Here is a 16,985-nt window from a genome sequence, read left to right as displayed (position 1 = left end):
CTAATATTAAGGTCCAGTTTTCATAAAGTGGACTGCTATGACACCGCGAAGAATAGGTACGCCCTCGGTCGTTCGGCTACTGGGCCGCTGGCGCCAGGATTTGCCGCGGACGCCGGTTTATCGCCAACTGGCGGATGCCTTGCGGTTATTAATGCTTGACGGCCGCCTGCCGCAGGATAGCCGACTCCCCGGCGAACGGGCGTTGTCGGCGGCGCTCGGCCTCAGCCGCACAACGGTCGCGACGGCGCTGGCGCAACTGCGTGAAGAAGGTTATCTGGTCAGCCGTCATGGCTCCGGCACGGTCACCATCCTGCCGGAAAGCGCGCCCGCCGCCGCCGGTTCGCCGGGCATGACGCCGACGTTGGATCTCTCCACCGCCGCATTGCCCGCCGGCCCGGAGATCCATCAGGCCTACGCCAGCGCGCTGACCGCCCTGCCGGCGCACCTGAGTTCCACGGGATACGATCAGCAAGGCCTGCCGGAGCTCCGTCACGCGATCGCACAGCGTTACGCGGCGCGAGGGCTGCCCACCACGGCGGAGCAAATTATGGTGGTGAACGGCGCGGTCAGTGGTTTTAGCCTGATCCTGCGTTTGCTGACCGGCCCCGGCGACCGCGTCGTGATCGATCACCCCACCTATCCGGTTGCGCTCGCCGCGATTAAAGGCGCTTCCTGTCGGCCGGTGCCGGTCAGCCTGCCCGATCGCGGCTGGGACACCGACGGACTGGCGGCGACCATCGCCCAGACATCCCCTCGTCTGGCTTACCTGCTGCCCGACTTCCATAACCCGACCGGACGCTGTATGGACGCCCCGACCCGCCGGATAGTGGCGCAGATCGCCGCCCGAACCCACACCACTATCGTGGCGGATGAAACCATGGTCGATTTATGGTTTGACGCGCCGCCGCCACCGCCGCTGGCGGCATTCGACGAGGCCGATCAGGTGATCACCCTGGGCTCGGCCGGAAAAAGTTTCTGGGGCGGTTTACGGCTGGGCTGGATCCGCGCGCCGGTGCGGACTATCGCCTCGCTGGCTCAGGTACGCGACACGCTGGATTTGGGATCGCCGCTACTGGAGCAGTTGGCCGTCATCGCGCTGCTCGGCGAGGCGGATAACATACTGGCGCCGCGACGCGAGCGACTGCGCCAACGACGCGACGCCAGCGGCGCGGCAATACGCGAGCGGTTTCCCGACTGGCGCATGACCGTCCCCCAGGGAGGGCTGTCCTGGTGGATAGCGCTGCCGCAACCGTTAGCGACCATCTTTGCCGCCAGCGCCGAAACGATCGGCATCCGCATCGGCGCGGGGCCGCGCTTCGGCGCCGAGGGCGCTTTTGAGCGTTTTCTGCGTCTGCCGTTTGCGCTGGAAACGTCACAGATGAACGCGGCGCTGGATCGCTTACAGCCGCTGTGGACGCATCTGGCGCAGACCAGGCGCGATGGCGGACGCGGAATGGTGGTGTAAAACGCCGCCGCGACATTGCGGAGCGCCGCCTCGCGTTATGCCGGAGAAATCGCCTCCGCCTCCGGCATCAGCCGTTCGGCGGCGAGCCGCCAACTGAGCGACATCACGCCGCAGGGGGTAATCAGTTTTAGCTCGTCGCTCGCCAGCGACTCATCGCCGGCAAGTCGCCAGTCCAAATGCGCATGGGCTTGCAGCCAGCTTTCCACTTCATCCTTTTGCGCAGGATGACAATAGAGCGTGCCGCGCGCGTCATCCTGCCGCTGTCTGAGCAATTGTTTCAACAGCGCCGCCCGCCGACGATCGTCCGGGATCTCATCCAACAGCCGGCTTAACGCTTCGCGCAATAGCTGCCCGGATTGCATGAGCCAAATCTGCTCCAGCTTCTCCCGATCCTGTTGAAATCCCTGTAGCAGCGCATCCGCCTGCCGCCAGAAATCGGCTTGCGCCTGCTCGGTGGCCTGGCGGATTTGCTGCCGTACCTGACGTTCCGCCTGCGCCAGCAATTCCGCGGCTTGCGCCTGCGCATGTTCCATCAGCGAGCGGCTGTCGGCATGTTCCGCGACCCGCGCGGCGGGGATCACCACGCCTTCCCGCCGGGTTGCGCCGTTCAGGGTGGAAAACGTTTTTTTGGTCAGCATTTCCCGTTCCTTATGAGTGTGTGGCGATCCGTTCCGGCGCGGCGACTTTCCAGATCAAGGCATCGCACAGCGCGTTGAGCCGACCGGCCGGCAAGGGATGTTTAAAATCCGCAACGCGTTCGACCAGGCCGCGCGGATACAGCAGCCGCAGACGCGGCCAGCACGCTTCGCCATAACGGGCGCGCAGCAGCATAAGCGCGTCCGTTTCGTGCGCAAAGGTACAGCAATCAGGCAACCACAGGCCGGGACGCAGCGCTTTGGCCAGACGCCGGCACCAGATTTGCCGCTCGGCGCTGATTTCCCGCCGATGGCGCGACGGCAGACAGACCGCCGCCATCAGATGCAGTATCTGCGTCCGCTGCCCGACGTTAAGTTCGCCAATCCGCATCAGCGAAGGCTGCGGCTCGGGAGGGATCTGCATCGGCAGATCAAAACAACGGCAGACCGCCGCCGGGTTCGCATGGATAAACAGCTCGAGCCGGCGCGTCGCGGGCGTGAAGCCATGTTTATCATCCCAGCCGGGAGCGGCCTGCAACACACAGCCGCCCGCCCACCACGTTACCCAGTCGATGCGAGCGCGATCCGTCATCATTCCCCCTCGTCAATGCGGTTGCGAAGTCCCGGCCCGTTTTTGCCGCCACTGCCGTACGTAAGGCCCGCCCAGACGCCATGACAACAGGCTGGTGACCAGCAGCCCCAGCAGGGCGGCGCTCCACTGCCAACGCGCCGCCTCTTGCGGCGTCAGGGTAAACGGCCCGATGGTCACGACGGGGATGACGTCCCGGTATGGCTCGGCAGGCACAAAAACAATCGACAGGTCTTTATCGCTTTTGCCGGACAGCCCGGGAATACTGCTGGCGACCATACGCCGGATGCGCGGCTCGATGCCGTCCGGATCCAGCTCAGGCCGGTATTTGATAAAAACCGCCGCCGAGGCGGGCTGCACCGGTTCGCCGGGCGCGATCCGTTCGGGCAGCACGACATGCACGCGCGCCACCAGCACGCCGTCGATTTGCGTCAGGGTGGCTTCCACCTCCTGCGAAAGCGCATAAATGTATCGCGCCCGCTCTTCCAGCGGCGTGGAAATCACGCCGCTTTTCTGGAAGACCTGGCCCAGATTGGTGCGGGACTGTCGGGGCAATCCGGCGGCATTGAGAATATTGACAGCCCTTTCCATGTTTTGCGCATCGATAATCAGGGTGACCCCGGTCTTATCCACCCGTTTCTCCGCCGTAATCCGATGGCGGCCCAGCTCGGCGATCACCTCATTGGCGTCGTTTTCCGACAGACCCCGATTCAGCTCTATCGGATCGCCGCAGCCGCTCAGCGCCAGCAGAAGTACCAGCAGCCAGAGTGCTCGTAAGTCAGTTTTCATCATGCCGCTACTGTAAATTGGTCAGTTTTTCCACGCTCTGAACGCTTTTAGCCACCAGCTTGGCGCTAAACAGACTTTCCAGATAAAAAGAAGAGAGCGTCCGGGTTGAATCCAGCACGTCTTTAGGGTTACTTAAGCGTACCGCGCGGGTCACCTCGCGCTCGGCGTTTTTGAATTCGGCATTGAGTCCCTGAGATTTCTCGGCCAGCGCGCTTAGCCAGGCGCTATTGCCGCCGGCCGGCGGCGCGGAAGGCGGCTGCGTCAATGACGCGCTGAACCAGGCGATATCCTGTTGACTGAACGCCGAACCGGCTTCCGCCTCGATACTGATCGGGGTTGACGCATTCATTTGATTGATCTTCATGGGAATGTCCATTGCAACGTAATGATGACCTGCCAGCGCACGTTACCGGCAGGCCATTTCAGGATCAGTACTGGATGGTTTTCGACGCTTTGATCCCGGCATTCAACGACTTGGATGCGGAGTCCACCTGACTGTCCAGAATGGCGTTATCCGTATCCAGCGCGATTTTTTGCGCCTGAAAGGCCGCGGATTTAGTCAGTGAAGCCGACATAGCCCCATCCAGCGTTTGCGCGGCGGTCTGTGAAGCGATTTGTGAAAGTCCTAATGACATAATGTATCTCCAACGTGATTAACATTAATAAGAGAGGAACCGTGCTGCTGTTGCCACAGCTATCCAGTTCATTGGTTAAGTGGAGAAGCGACGGCGGCGGTTCCACGCCTGCCGAACTTTTTGTCTATCGCCGCGGGATAATTTGCCGAGCTTCCCTGCGGCGACGGCGCGGACACGCCGCCGTCTCCCTCCGTCGCGCGTCAACGCGCGCTCACATTCAGCACCTTTAACCGGTGATAGAGCGTGCGTTTGGGGATGCCCAGCTCCGTGACGACCCGGTCAATACAGTGACCATGGCGCCGCATCGCGTCCTGAATCAAAAATTTCTCAATGCGCCTCATGCGGTCTTTCAACTGCAACGGTTGATGAGCCGGTTCAGCGACCGACGCCAACGGCGATAACCCCAGAACCCAGCGCTCCGCGGCGGCCTTTAACTCGCGGATATTCCCCGGCCAGGCGTGAGCCAGCAGACGTTCATACAAATGCGTGGTGACCGCCGGGGGGGACACCTTCAGGCGCTGCGCCGCCTCGTTACAGAAGCGTTGGAACATGGGAACGATGAGATCGGTGCGGGAACGCAATGTGGGAAGCTGTATTTTGACCGTATCCAGGCGAAAATAGAGATCGCGCCGGAACAAGCCTTTATCCACCAGTTGATTGAGCGGGGTTTGCGTCGCCACAATCACCCGCATATCCAACGGTTTGAACAGCGTACTGCCCAGCCTCTCTACCCCCCTGTTTTCCAATACTCGCAGCATTTTCGCTTGCAGCATCAATGGCATACTGTCGATCTCATCCAGAAAGAGAATGCCCTTGTCCGCGGATTCCACATACCCCGCCCGTGAACGGCTGGCGCCCGTATAAGCGCCGGAAACCACGCCAAAGAGTTCACTTTCCGCCAGACTTTCGGGAATGGCGGCGCAGTTGACCGCCACCAACGGTCCGCTGCATCCCGATAACTGATGAATACGACGGGCCAGTCGATCTTTACCGGTTCCCGTCTCTCCCTCCAGAACGATATCAACGCTGAGAGGGGCGATAACATCGACAAGTGGAGATAATGTCGCGTGAATGTCTTCTGATATATAAGCCGCTGACGCGAACTCCGGGCATGAACCTGCCCAGTGGTAGGCGTCACTGTTTTTCCTAAACATTTGCCTGCTCCTGAGCCCCTTCGGGCTGACTTATCCCTTAAACGTTCAAACTGCCGCCGGCAGTCTGAAATCCTTTGGGTAATCCATCTTCCGAACGTTCTTACGGTAATTCCTCATCCCTGCGCGGCCAACGCGGCGTTAAACGTTCCGGTTAGCCAGGGACGGAGTGGGGCTAAGCATTGCCATCAATGAAAAGCGAAACCATCAGTTATGGCTGAACCTGAGGTAGGAATTATGGAGAAACCGGTCAGAAAATCCCTACCTCCGCCAGCGCGAACGCAAAGGGGCCTGAGTGAACGGTTATAAAATAAGGCGCTTATTCAGCACATACTTGACGATGTCGGCATTGGTGTTGAACTGCATTTTCTCCATCAGCCGCGACTTATGGGTGCTCACCGTCTTATTACTGATGGCCAGCGTTTTGGCGATGGCATTGATGCCCATACCCTGGGCAAACATCACCATCACCTGATGCTCGCGCTGCGTCAGCACCTCATGCTGCGCTCTTCCCCTCTCCTCACAGTCGAAAAAGACCAGCTGCTCGGCGATGGTGTGGTCGATATAACGCCCCCCCTGCGCGACCCGCCGGATCGCCGAAAGCAGGGTTTCCGGGTCCTTATCTTTGGTGATATAGCCTCTGGCTCCGCTTTTCAGCGCGCGCTGCGCGATTTGCGCTTCGCTGTACATACTCAGCACCAGAATCGGCAATAGAGGATATTGCGCCACAATCCGTAAAATCAGGTCTTCGCCGCAGATGCCCGGCATCGACATATCCAGCAGCAACAGATCGAGACTGCTGCTGCGCAGCTTCGTCAGCACCTGGGCGCCATTTCCCGCTTCCGCGACCACATTCAGCGTGTCGTCCAGAGCAAAAATCTGCTTAAGGCCTTCACGCATAATGACGTGATCGTCCGCAATCATTAAGCGGATCTGCTTATCCATCACGTACTCCTTTTCCCTGTTTAACGCCTATCCGTATCGTTCGGAAACGTAAGCTGCACCAGAGTGCCGCGACCCGGCGCGCTATCGATGACCACTTCGCCGCCCAGCATGCTGCCGCGTTCTTTCATGCTGATCAGGCCGAAGGTATCCGCTTTGTCGATCCCGGTGTTAAACCCTTTACCGTTATCCCTGATCCGCAACACCACATTGCCGGACTGGCTTTCAAGCGTGATGACCACCCTGGTGGCCTGCGCGTGCCGCGCGACGTTGGTCAGCGACTCCTGGGCGACGCGAAATGCCGCCGTGGCGCTTTCATCCTTCAGCGTCAGCTCCGGCTGCGCCGTTTTTAATACGCAGCCGCCGCTGTAGTTACGGTTGAATTCGTCGCACAGCCATTCCAGCGCGGGCGTCAGCCCCATATTGAGCACGTTGGGCCGCAGGCTGGTGGACACATTGCGCACCACCTGGATTGTCTGATCCGACAATTGCATCAGTTTTTTCAATTGCGCCTGCAAATCCGGATTATCCCGGGCATGGCACATGCGCATCAGCGACAGGCTCATACGGATGGTAGTAAGGTGTTGCCCCAGCTCATCATGAATCTCTCTGGAGATATGCTTGCGCTCCGCTTCACGCGAGATCTCGCGCTGACGCGCCAGCAGGCGCAGCTGCATATGCGAATCCGCCAGCTTTTTTTCCGCATAACGGATCGCGGTAATATCGCGCCCGACGGCAAGAATCGACACCAGCGCCCCATGCCGATCGAACTCGGGAACACAGCGAATATGGTGGATGGACAGGTGGCGCTGATCGCCCTTGCCGTTTTCTTCCGCCAGTTCCCCTTCGGCGCTGCTGCGGGTATCGACCACCTGTTGCAGCAGTTGCTGAATATGCATCGCGCAGCGGGCGCCGGGCATTGACTCCGTGAATTGACGACCCAATAGCTGTTCAAGGGCTAGCCCCAGGTGAACCAACGTTGCCGAATTGGCGTAAAGACACTTCAACTGCGGATCAAAGCGGGTTATCAGATCCGGCGTATTTTCAACCAGCGCGCGAAACTCTTGTTCCCGCGCATAGGCCAACTGCTCAATATGCTTCCGTTCCCTGATATCTCTTACTACACACATACAGTAACTACGTCCTTTATGCTTGAAGCGTGTCAAATTGACTTCGACAGGGACGATCATGCCGAAACGGGTGACGTGCCGCGTTTCAAACGTGACGCCGCTGTCCGATTTGTACGCTTTCCACCAGCTGTCCGATTGGGTTCTGCCGGTCCAGTCGGGGTCGATATCCGTGACGCGCAGTTGCAAAAGCGCCCGACTGCCGTAGTGCAGCATCTGGCATGCCGATGCATTGACATAACAGAAGCGTTCTTCTCCATTCACGATATAAATCGCATCTTTTATCCGACTTAGCGCAAAATCCACCAATTCCAACTGCGGCATATTGGTGTCTGACACGGACTGAAAAGGTTGCGTGAACATCATAGCCATCTCCTTGTTTAGTGAATAACGCCGCATGGCATGGCCGCGCGGCGTTTCGATACATCACAGGATCAGAGCGCAGAACCCAACGGCTACCGTACGGTCACGCGTGCTGACAGAAGGCGTTAACCTCTAGTTAATTGGCAGGATCAGGTCTCCACAGCCTGGCGGATAACCCCGCGCGCGCGGGATAGCCGTGAACGAACGGTTCCGATAGGAATATCCAACCGGAGCGCGATGTCCTGATAGCTGACGTCCGAATCGAGCAACATCAACAGCATATTGCGCGTTTCGTCCGGCAGGCGGGACATGGCCTCAGATGCCTTGGTCAACGTTTTCCGACTCTCTGTGATTATTAGCGGATCCGCATCACCCGTTACGTATTCCAGCGCCTCATCGCCGATTTCATACGATCGCTGACGCATCTGTTTGAAATGATTGCGCACCAGATTGAGGGCGATGCCGAATACCCAGGTTTCCGGGCGCGACGCGCCGAGAAATTTATCCTGATGCTTCAACACCTCCAGGTACGTCATTTGCTGTAAATCCTCCACATCGTCATGGTTACCGACACGTTTACGGATAAAGTTATGCAACTTGCTGCCATGTTGCCGAAACACTTGCTCCCAATCGACGGACGGTGCGCGAGGCAAGGTGTCTTTCTGGTCGGCATATGTCAGGGTAAAGGTTTCCATTTTTACTCACTCTCCGTTATTCGCCGTTATTGGCGCCAACGGTAGAGCAAGCTCTGTGCCACTCGTCCAAACGAATTATTTCATTGATTTATATAAATTTATTTCCTTTGCATTGGTTTTTTGCGCAAGATATTGCCGCGACATGCAAAAATCGACTGCAAGTTTTTGCAATACCACAAAAGTATAGGATTCCTTCCGCGATGAAATACCTATTACTCTGATTTATCACCGCAATCGAAATACCGATTTCAAACCGCCATCGCCAGTTGCCGCCGCGCCCGGTCAGCGTCGTGAAAATTCAGGAACCACTGCGCCTCCCAAGCCACACAACAACACCTTGTTGACTTACGCCGGACCGGATGATGATTAAAATTCAAAGTGTTACGCCCGTGCCAACACCGATAACCCGACCGATAGAGACCGATAACGATCCGGCCGCCCAGACGGCGGCGATCAAGGCGCCCGCACACCATGAAGCGCTGCGCCCGCCGCTGGCCACGTCGATGGAAGAAGTCGCCATGGCGTTCGGCGAGCAGGCGGAGCGGAGAAGCAAATCCCTTAATCGTCGTCATATCGCGCAAACCGGCGTGCGGACGCTGGCCAACGTCGAGCGGATCGAAAAACTCACCGAGCTGTTCAAACTGCTGGAAAACCCGGCCGAGGGTACCTACGCGCAGCAGATGGACCGCCTGTGCGACCTGCTGGGCCGGGAGAAAGCGCCGACCGTCGCGGCGATACTTCAGGCCGTGGGGAACGATGCGGCGCGCGGCGATGTGCTGCTCAGGCAGGTGCGGGCGAAACACCCGGCGCTGACCGCCGCCGCGCAGCAGGCGCTGCAACGGCTGCATCAGGAAAAAGAGCCGGAGATTCGGGCGGGCTTAAACACCGCCAGCGCCATCTCGCTGTTCAGCACCCTGCCGGAACACCGGCAAACCATGCGCGATCTCTACTATCAGAAAGTCGTACATCAACAGTCGGTCGGCGCGCTGCTGGACGCCCTGCTGGAACGCGTCGACCCGCAACACTTCCAGGACGGGCTGCGCACCATGCAGCGGGCGCTGGCGGCGGATATCGTCAGTCAGTGCTCGTCCATTCCCAAAACGGCGCTGCGAAAAATGCTCGGCAGCCTTAACGACTCGCTCCACCTGAGTCATACCCTGGCGACCAGCCGGGAAATGCTTGACCGGCTGTCGGCGAAATTGCCCGCGTTTACCCTCGGCGCCGTCGAACTGACCCGCCGCCTGATCGGCCTGAGCGCCAATGGCGCCTACGCGCGCGACCTGCATAATCTGGGGCGCGAGGTGGCGGGAACGGAACCGCCGCACCAGGCGCTGTTTTTCAGCGCGCTGCTGCCGCTGGTCAGCGGACTGCCGCAGCCGCTGTGGCGCGATCTGAAAAACCGGCAAACCGCCCTGCACCTCATCCGCGGGCTGATCGGCGACGCCACCCGCCATGAAAACAACAAAGTGACATTGTCACCAAAACCGGACGGGCTGGCGTGATGAATCTGCTGATTATCTGGCTCAATCGCATCGCGCTCAGCGCCATGCAGCGCTCGGAAGTGGTCGGCGCGGCGATCGTCATGTCGATCGTATTCATGATGATCATTCCGCTGCCGACCAGCCTGATTGACGTGCTGATCGCATTCAATATCTGTGTGTCGTCGCTGCTGATCGTGCTGGCGATGTATCTGCCCAAACCGCTGGCGTTCTCGACGTTCCCGGCGGTGCTGCTGCTGACCACCATGTTCCGGCTGGCGCTATCCATCTCCACCACCCGCCAGATCCTGCTGCAACAGGACGGCGGCCATATCGTCGAAGCGTTCGGCAACTATGTGGTGGGCGGCAATCTGGCGGTGGGACTGGTGATCTTTCTGATCCTGACCGTGGTGAATTTTCTGGTTATCACCAAAGGCTCCGAACGCGTGGCCGAGGTCGCCGCCCGCTTTACGCTGGATGCCATGCCCGGTAAACAGATGTCTATCGACAGCGATCTGCGCGCCGGGCTGATTGAAGCCCATCAGGCCCGCCAGCGGCGCGATAACCTGGCGAAAGAAAGCCAGCTGTTCGGGGCGATGGACGGCGCGATGAAATTCGTTAAGGGCGACGCGATCGCCGGTCTGGTGATCGTGTTTATCAACATGCTCGGCGGATTCGCCATCGGCGTGTTGCAGCATGATATGGCCGCCGCCGACGCCATGCACGTCTATTCCGTGCTCACCATCGGCGACGGCCTGATCGCCCAGATCCCCGCCTTGCTGATTTCGCTGACGGCCGGGATGATCATCACGCGCGTCTCCGCCGAAGGCCAGCCGATAGACGCCAACATCGGCCGCGAAATCGCCGAACAGCTCACCAGTCAGCCCAAGGCGTGGATCATCTCCGCCATCGGCATGTTTGGCTTCGCCCTGTTGCCGGGCATGCCCTCGCTGGTCTTTATGGCGATTAGCCTCGCCTCGCTCGGCAGCGGGGTGTTTCAGCTATGGCGCATCAAACAGCAAGGGATCCTGAGCCATTCACAGGCGGAGGCCGACAACCTGCCGGCCGAACAAAACGGCTACCAGGATTTGCGGCGCTTCAATCCTACCCGCGCCTATCTGCTGCTGTTCCATTCGTCCATGCAGGGAACCCCCGCCACGCTCTCGCTGGTGCAGCATATCCGTCGTTTACGCAACCGGCTGGTTTATCAGTTCGGCATGACGCTGCCGTCGTTTGATATTGAATTCAGCGAGCATCTGGATGAGGACGAATTCCAGTTCTGCGTATACGAAATTCCCCATGTTAAAGCCACATTGAACACCGAACGGCTGGCGGTACCCTGCTCTGCGATCGATCCGGACCAACAGGGAGACGCCATCGTCGGCTCCGCGCTGCGCGATGAGTCCGCCTGGTGCTGGGTTTCGCCTTCTCACCCGGCGCTTGCGCAGGAAGACTGCCCGCGCTGGTCGGCGCAAGCGTTAATCCTGCTGCGCATGGAAAACGCCATTCACCGTTCCGGCGCGCAGTTTATCGGCCTACAGGAAAGCAAAGCGATTTTGACCTGGCTGGAGAGCGAGCAACCGGAGCTGGCGCAGGAACTGCAACGCATCATGCCGCTGTCGCGCTTTGCCGCCGTATTGCAGCGGCTGGCGTCGGAGCGGGTGCCGCTGCGCGCGGTGCGGCCGATTGCCGAGGCGCTGATCGAAATCGGTCAGCACGAGCGAGACGTCCATGCGCTGACCGACTACGTCCGGCTGGCGCTGAAATCGCAAATCTGCCACCAGTACAGCCGGCAAAACTGCCTGCATGTCTGGCTGTTGACGCCGGAAACGGAAGAACTGCTGCGCGACTCGCTGCGTCAGACCCAGAATGAAACCTTCTTCGCCTTAACGCAGGACTATGCCGCCACCTTTCTCGAGCAGTTACGGCGCGCCTTTCCACTCTCCGCGCCCGCCGCCGGCCAGATATTGGTCGCGCAGGATCTGCGCAGCCCTTTGCGCGCCCTGCTACAGGAGGAATTCCATCATGTTCCGGTGCTCTCTTTCACCGAACTGGGATCTCATCTATCGATCAACGTCCTGGGGCGTTTTGATCTGTATGCCGACAACGCCGCTTTTAATGCATAGGAAGGAAATATGTTTGAGTTACGCGTACTGACGGGCTTGCATCGGGGGGCGGCATTACCGCTGAGCGGCAGCGCCTGGCGGATCGGCGCCGATGACGATGCCGATCTGACTCTCTATGATCCGGGTATCAGCGCGCGCCACGCGCTGCTGGAAAAACAGGAGAACGGCTGGCTGCTCAGCGCGCTGGACGGCGATCTCTGCGATACGGAAGGCCATAGCGTGACGCAAATCCCCGATCTGACGCCCGGCACGCCCTTTGCCCTTCATCACATCTGGCTGTGCGTGGTCGCCGCCGATACGCCCTGGGATAGCGAAGAGACGGAGCGACCCGACGCCGGTTCGCCTGCCGGGCAAGACGATATCCCGCCCCCGACGCAGGAACAACAGCCCGTCGCGGCGGCGGCCGCGACCGTTGCGCCCGCGCGGCTGCCGCTGTGGGCCAAGAGCTGCTATCTGCTGCTGAGCCTGTTGCTGGCGACGATGGTGGGCGGTTGGCTGTTGCAGGAAAGCGTCGCCATGCCGCCCGCGCCGCCGCCGCAGGACACGCGCCGCCAGCTCAATACCATGACGCAACTGGAGCACACGCTGAGAACCCTGTTGCGGGAGCGGGAGCTTACCGACGCGGTAAAACTGGCTTCCACCCATACGCTGGTCACGCTAACCGGCCAGTTAACGCCGCAAGAGCAAAAAAAGTTGGAACGGATGCTCATCCAATTCCACCAACGATATAACACCGCGCTCACGGTCGATAACCGCACGCAGATAAAGAGCGCTCAACTGCCGTTTCAGATTGTGCAGGTCACCAGCGGGCCGAGGGCCAATGTGGTGACCGCCGATGGCCGGCGACTGTTCGTCGGCGATGAAGTGGAACAGCTCAGATTGGTCAGCATCGACGATCACCAGATCGTGTTTGGCGGTCAACAGCAAATTAAGGTGAACTGGTAAATGAGGCAAACCGCAACGGACTTTCCACAGATGAAGCGCTGGTTTCAGCAACAGCGCCAGCGGTTGTCCGCTTACGCGCCGGTCGATATCAAAGGCCGGGTTATCGGCATCAGCGGGATTTTGCTGGAGTGCGGCCTGCCGCAGGCGCGCATCGGCGATCTCTGTCTGGTCGGGCGGAAAGACGGCGGCCAGGTAATGGCCGAAGTGGTGGGCTTCAGTCCGCAGAACACGTTTCTGTCGGCGCTGGGCGCGCTCGACGGCATCGCCCAGGGCGCCGTCGTCACCCCGCTTTATCAGCCGCACTGCATTCAGGTTTCGGACGCGCTGTTTGGCAGCGTACTGGACGGTTTCGGCCGCGCATTGCAGGACGGCGCCGCAAGCGCCTTTGTGCAGCCGGGCAGCCGTCATCATCAGGCGCGACCGGTACTGGGCGATGCGCCGCCGCCGACCGAGCGCCCGCGCATCGCCGCGCCGCTGCCGACCGGTCTGCGGGCGATAGACGGACTGCTGACGCTGGGCCAGGGGCAGCGCGTCGGTATCTTTGCCGGCGCCGGCTGCGGTAAAACCACTCTGCTGGCGGAGCTGGCGCGCAACACGCCGTGCGACGCCATCGTCTTCGGTCTGATCGGCGAACGCGGGCGCGAGCTGCGCGAGTTTCTCGATCATGAACTGGATGACGATCTGCGCCGCCGCACCGTTCTGGTCTGCTCCACGTCCGATCGCAGCAGCATGGAGCGCGCGCGCGCGGCCTTCACCGCGACGGCGATTGCCGAAGCGTACCGCGCCGACGGCAAACAGGTGTTGCTGATTATCGACTCCCTGACCCGTTTCGCCCGCGCCCAGCGTGAAATCGGCCTGGCGCTCGGCGAACCGCAGGGGCGCGGCGGGCTGCCGCCGTCGGTCTATACCCTGTTGCCGCGGCTGGTGGAGCGCGCCGGACAGACGCAGGAAGGCGCCATCACCGCCCTCTATTCGGTGCTGATTGAGCAGGACTCGATGAACGATCCGGTGGCGGACGAAGTGCGATCGCTGATTGACGGCCATATCGTGCTGACCCGTCGGCTGGCGGAACAGGGCCATTACCCGGCCATTGATGTGCTGGCCAGCCTGAGCCGAACCATGAGCAATGTGGTCGACCGGGAACATAACCATCACGCCGGAGCGGTGCGTCGCCTGATGGCCGCGTATAAACAGGTGGAAATGTTGATCCGGCTGGGAGAATACCAGCCGGGCCACGATCCGCTGACCGACTCGGCCGTCAATGCCCAGGGAGAAATCAACCGGTTTCTGCGTCAGGCCATGCGCGACCCGATGGCCTATGACGCGATTCAACAGCAATTAGCCGAGGTCAGCGCCTATGCCGCATAACGATAGCGACGCCCAGACATTGCAGGCCGCCCTGAATGTACTGATGCCCATCCGCCGCCAGCGCCTGATACGCAGCGAACGCCAGTTGCGACAGGCGGAGAATACGCTGAAGAGCATTAACGCGCGGCTGCAACAACATCAAACGCAGTTGCAAACCTTGCGCCGCGCCGGCCGGCAGCAGCGCGATGCGTTGAACGAAAAGCTAAAAGGCCGCGATCAGGGACTGGACGATCTGAAATCGCAACTGGACGCCGAGCGCCGGGCGCTCCACCAAATCGAGCTTGAAAGTCAGCGGGGCCATGAGCAGCGGCAACAACAGCGTCAGCAGCAACAGCAGGTCGGGCAAGCCCGCCAATTGGTGAATCAAAACCAGAAAGCCGTCGAAAAACTGGCGTGCCTGTTAACGCTACATCGGGAGAGCCTATGAATAACGCCGCCATACCCCAGCACAAACCGTCCAACGCTCCGGCCTCAGCCGCGGGCCTGCCGGAGAAATCGCCGCGGCGCGGCGAGGAAGCGCCGCAATACGGCTGGGAAGCGTTCAGCGTCGACCACGGTTTTGAGTGGGCGCTGCATCAGCCGGAAAACGTCTCGCCGCTCCCGAGCGCTTTTACGCCGCCGCAGCCGGCGCCGGCGGATGACTTACCCGCCAGCGTGACACCGTCACAATGGCCGCCGCTACAGTGCGAATTGCTCGAATCAATGGAGAATATCGGTCATCCGCCGTTTTCATTCAGTCTGCAACTGCCGCAACTGGGCGATATCGACGTCATGCTGGCGTCGCTGTCGCCGCAGGGCTGGGATATCGCGCTCCGTTTCAGCCGCGAAGCCTATCAGTTATTAAAACATCGCCGGGAGGCCTGCCGCCGCTCGCTCTGCGATGCGCTGGGCTGCCCGGTGCGGCTCAGTTTCGACGACCGGGAGGAACGATAATGGTCGCTCAGCCCCTGACGCTGCCGCGCCTGGCCGGCGATCGAGCCGATCTGCACAGCCGGTTGGCCGCCGGACTGACGCTGCCTTTCGAGCGCGACGGCCACGTCGGCGAGATCCGTCTGAGCCTGGCGGAAGAGCCGCCGGCGGACGAACAGCTCAGCTACTGGCGCTGCGATAGCGGCATCCTTGCGCTCTCCTCGCCGTCGCCGGTGCTGGGTCTGTTATCCGACTGTCCGCTATTGCCGGTCGGCGCGACGCAGGCGGAACAGGCATGGTACTGGACGCTGTATAACCAGTCGCTGGCCGCGTCGGTCATCGACCTGGTGGGACAGATTTATCCGCATCCCGCTCCCGACTCCGCGGAAATGCCGCTAGCGGCCTGGCTCACGGTCAGTTGGAACGGTATTCGCGCGCGCAGCCGGCTACAGGCCGCCGCGTCCTGCTGGCGGGCGTTGCTTGAACGCCCCGGCTGGCGGCCGGTTTATCGCTCTTTATTGCACCGTCTGTCATTTGCCGTCCCTCTGATTCTGGCCGATACCGTTCTGACGCCGGCGATGCTGCATCAGCTTCGCCCCGGCGATGTCATTGTGCCGACGGCGCCCTATTTTTCCCCTGACGGTCAGGGTTCCATCCTACTGGCGTCGTGGCGTTTGCAAGGCGCGATGCAGTTGACGGGACCGGCCCCTTACCATTTCGTCATCGCCGATATGGAGACATGTTCGATGAATGCCCCTTTTAACGAGATGCCGGCACGGCAGACTGACGCCGAGGATATTAGTGACGGCGTCACCAATGAAAACGCATCAATGCCAACTGATTCGTCAACTACGAACCGGTTGCCGCCGTTGCCGGTGACGTTCAACATCCGCTGCGGACAGATCGCCATCACCCTGCCGGCGCTTCAGCGGCTGACCCGCGGCGCGATCCTGACGCTGCGCGACGTAACGCCGGGCGAAGCCTGGCTGTGTCACGGCGATATGCCGTTGGCGAAAGGCGATCTGATCGATATCGAGGGCAAGCTGGGGCTACAGATTACGCAGATGCTGTCCACGCCGGACGCGGCGCACGACCAGGAGTCCGACGTATGACGTCCGGCGCCTTCGATCCCCTGATGTTCGCGCTCATGCTGGGCGCGCTATCGCTGATCCCTTTGCTGATGATCGTCTGTACCTGCTTTTTAAAAATCGCCATCGTGCTGCTGATCACCCGCAACGCCATCGGCGTACAGCAGGTTCCGCCCAATATGGCGCTGTACGGCATCGCCCTTGCCGCCACCCTGTTCGTCATGGCGCCGGTGTTTCAGGATATCTCCGCGCGCTTTAAGGAAAATCCGCCGGACACCAGCGACATTACCGCATTGCATGAGAGCGTGATGCCCGGACTGGCGCCGTTGCAGACATTTATGTCGCGCAATACCGATCCGGATATCCTCACCCATTTACATGAGAACAGCCTGCGCATGTGGCCGCCATCGCTGGCGGAAAAGGCGGATACCCAGAATCTGCTGCTGGTGATCCCGGCTTTCGTGCTGTCCGAGCTGACCGCCGGCTTCAAAATCGGCTTTCTTATCTATGTCCCGTTTATCGTTATCGATCTGATCGTCTCCAACGTCCTGCTGGCGCTGGGGATGCAGATGGTGGCGCCCATGACGCTGTCGCTGCCGCTCAAGCTGTTGCTGTTCGTGCTGGTCAATGGCTGGACCCGGCTGCTGGACGGCCTTTTTTACAGTTACCTGTGAGACGCG

General features: G+C 60.4%; 18 protein-coding genes. 9 read left to right on the top strand and 9 right to left on the bottom strand.

Annotated elements, in window-relative coordinates; genetic code table 11:
• The first annotated feature begins 37 nt into the window (after positions 1 to 37).
• The gene (gene yczR, locus ABRZ28_RS05475) at positions 38 to 1,465 is read left to right on the top strand and encodes a MocR-like transcription factor YczR (RefSeq protein WP_319602649.1); all 1,428 of its coding nucleotides are present in this window, start codon (positions 38 to 40) and stop codon (positions 1,463 to 1,465) included.
• Between the two features lie 35 nt (positions 1,466 to 1,500).
• Here the strand turns inward: yczR and sctL are convergent, their stop codons facing one another.
• The 9 genes from sctL to ABRZ28_RS05430 all read right to left on the bottom strand — a co-directional run bounded on the left by sctL (position 1,501) and on the right by ABRZ28_RS05430 (position 8,391).
• Positions 1,501 to 2,103, bottom strand: coding sequence for a type III secretion system stator protein SctL (gene sctL / locus ABRZ28_RS05470; protein ID WP_319602650.1), 603 nt, complete (start codon positions 2,101 to 2,103; stop codon positions 1,501 to 1,503).
• A gap of 10 nt (positions 2,104 to 2,113) precedes the next feature.
• A complete protein-coding gene (locus ABRZ28_RS05465) occupies positions 2,114 to 2,695 on the bottom strand; it encodes a type III secretion protein (protein ID WP_319602651.1) in 582 nt (193 codons plus the stop codon).
• Between the two features lie 9 nt (positions 2,696 to 2,704).
• Entirely contained in the window at positions 2,705 to 3,481 is a 777-nt protein-coding gene (gene sctJ, locus ABRZ28_RS05460; RefSeq protein WP_319602652.1) for a type III secretion system inner membrane ring lipoprotein SctJ, read from the bottom strand.
• Between the two features lie 4 nt (positions 3,482 to 3,485).
• Positions 3,486 to 3,842 carry an EscI/YscI/HrpB family type III secretion system inner rod protein gene (locus ABRZ28_RS05455; RefSeq protein ID WP_319602653.1) on the bottom strand — a complete coding sequence of 119 codons (357 nt, stop codon included), beginning with the start codon at positions 3,840 to 3,842 and terminating at the stop codon, positions 3,486 to 3,488.
• Between the two features lie 64 nt (positions 3,843 to 3,906).
• Complete coding sequence (locus tag ABRZ28_RS05450) at positions 3,907 to 4,113, bottom strand: type III secretion system major pilin HrpA (protein ID WP_319602654.1); 207 nt, start codon at positions 4,111 to 4,113, stop codon at positions 3,907 to 3,909.
• Between the two features lie 200 nt (positions 4,114 to 4,313).
• The gene (locus tag ABRZ28_RS05445; RefSeq protein WP_319602655.1) at positions 4,314 to 5,267 is read right to left on the bottom strand and encodes a sigma 54-interacting transcriptional regulator; all 954 of its coding nucleotides are present in this window, start codon (positions 5,265 to 5,267) and stop codon (positions 4,314 to 4,316) included.
• A gap of 300 nt (positions 5,268 to 5,567) precedes the next feature.
• Positions 5,568 to 6,209: a response regulator gene (locus ABRZ28_RS05440; protein ID WP_319602656.1), complete on the bottom strand. Its 642-nt coding sequence runs from the start codon at positions 6,207 to 6,209 to the stop codon at positions 5,568 to 5,570.
• 20 nt (positions 6,210 to 6,229) lie between these two features.
• Positions 6,230 to 7,699: a PAS domain-containing sensor histidine kinase gene (locus ABRZ28_RS05435; RefSeq protein ID WP_330519683.1), complete on the bottom strand. Its 1,470-nt coding sequence runs from the start codon at positions 7,697 to 7,699 to the stop codon at positions 6,230 to 6,232.
• Positions 7,700 to 7,845: 146 nt separating this feature from the next.
• Positions 7,846 to 8,391, bottom strand: coding sequence for an RNA polymerase sigma factor (locus ABRZ28_RS05430; protein ID WP_319602658.1), 546 nt, complete (start codon positions 8,389 to 8,391; stop codon positions 7,846 to 7,848).
• Positions 8,392 to 8,753: 362 nt separating this feature from the next.
• On the opposite strand from ABRZ28_RS05430, the gene sctW reads away from it, so the two are divergent.
• The 8 genes from sctW to sctR are packed head-to-tail and all read left to right on the top strand — an operon-like array spanning position 8,754 to position 16,979.
• Positions 8,754 to 9,893, top strand: coding sequence for a type III secretion system gatekeeper subunit SctW (sctW, locus tag ABRZ28_RS05425; RefSeq protein ID WP_330519682.1), 1,140 nt, complete (start codon positions 8,754 to 8,756; stop codon positions 9,891 to 9,893).
• Positions 9,893 to 11,995: a type III secretion system export apparatus subunit SctV gene (sctV, locus tag ABRZ28_RS05420; RefSeq protein WP_330519681.1), complete on the top strand. Its 2,103-nt coding sequence runs from the start codon at positions 9,893 to 9,895 to the stop codon at positions 11,993 to 11,995. Before sctW ends, sctV begins: the two co-directional genes overlap by 1 nt.
• Positions 11,996 to 12,004: 9 nt before the next feature.
• Positions 12,005 to 12,940 (top strand): FHA domain-containing protein, encoded by a 936-nt coding sequence (locus ABRZ28_RS05415; RefSeq protein WP_319602660.1) that lies wholly within the window; start codon positions 12,005 to 12,007, stop codon positions 12,938 to 12,940.
• Complete coding sequence (gene sctN, locus ABRZ28_RS05410) at positions 12,941 to 14,308, top strand: type III secretion system ATPase SctN (RefSeq protein ID WP_319602661.1); 1,368 nt, start codon at positions 12,941 to 12,943, stop codon at positions 14,306 to 14,308.
• Positions 14,298 to 14,735: a type III secretion protein gene (locus ABRZ28_RS05405; RefSeq protein WP_319602662.1), complete on the top strand. Its 438-nt coding sequence runs from the start codon at positions 14,298 to 14,300 to the stop codon at positions 14,733 to 14,735. The genes sctN and ABRZ28_RS05405 overlap by 11 nt, the downstream gene beginning before the upstream one ends.
• Positions 14,732 to 15,241 (top strand): type III secretion system HrpP C-terminal domain-containing protein, encoded by a 510-nt coding sequence (locus ABRZ28_RS05400; RefSeq protein ID WP_330519679.1) that lies wholly within the window; start codon positions 14,732 to 14,734, stop codon positions 15,239 to 15,241. Before ABRZ28_RS05405 ends, ABRZ28_RS05400 begins: the two co-directional genes overlap by 4 nt.
• Positions 15,241 to 16,329, top strand: coding sequence for a FliM/FliN family flagellar motor switch protein (locus tag ABRZ28_RS05395; RefSeq protein WP_330519678.1), 1,089 nt, complete (start codon positions 15,241 to 15,243; stop codon positions 16,327 to 16,329). The genes ABRZ28_RS05400 and ABRZ28_RS05395 overlap by 1 nt, the downstream gene beginning before the upstream one ends.
• Complete coding sequence (sctR, locus tag ABRZ28_RS05390; protein WP_319602665.1) at positions 16,326 to 16,979, top strand: type III secretion system export apparatus subunit SctR; 654 nt, start codon at positions 16,326 to 16,328, stop codon at positions 16,977 to 16,979. Before ABRZ28_RS05395 ends, sctR begins: the two co-directional genes overlap by 4 nt.
• Positions 16,980 to 16,985: the final 6 nt, after the last annotated feature.

The organism is Brenneria sp. g21c3 (assembly GCF_040240345.1).
Classification (GTDB): domain Bacteria; phylum Pseudomonadota; class Gammaproteobacteria; order Enterobacterales; family Enterobacteriaceae; genus Brenneria.
This window is presented reverse-complemented; position numbering and strand designations above follow the sequence as displayed.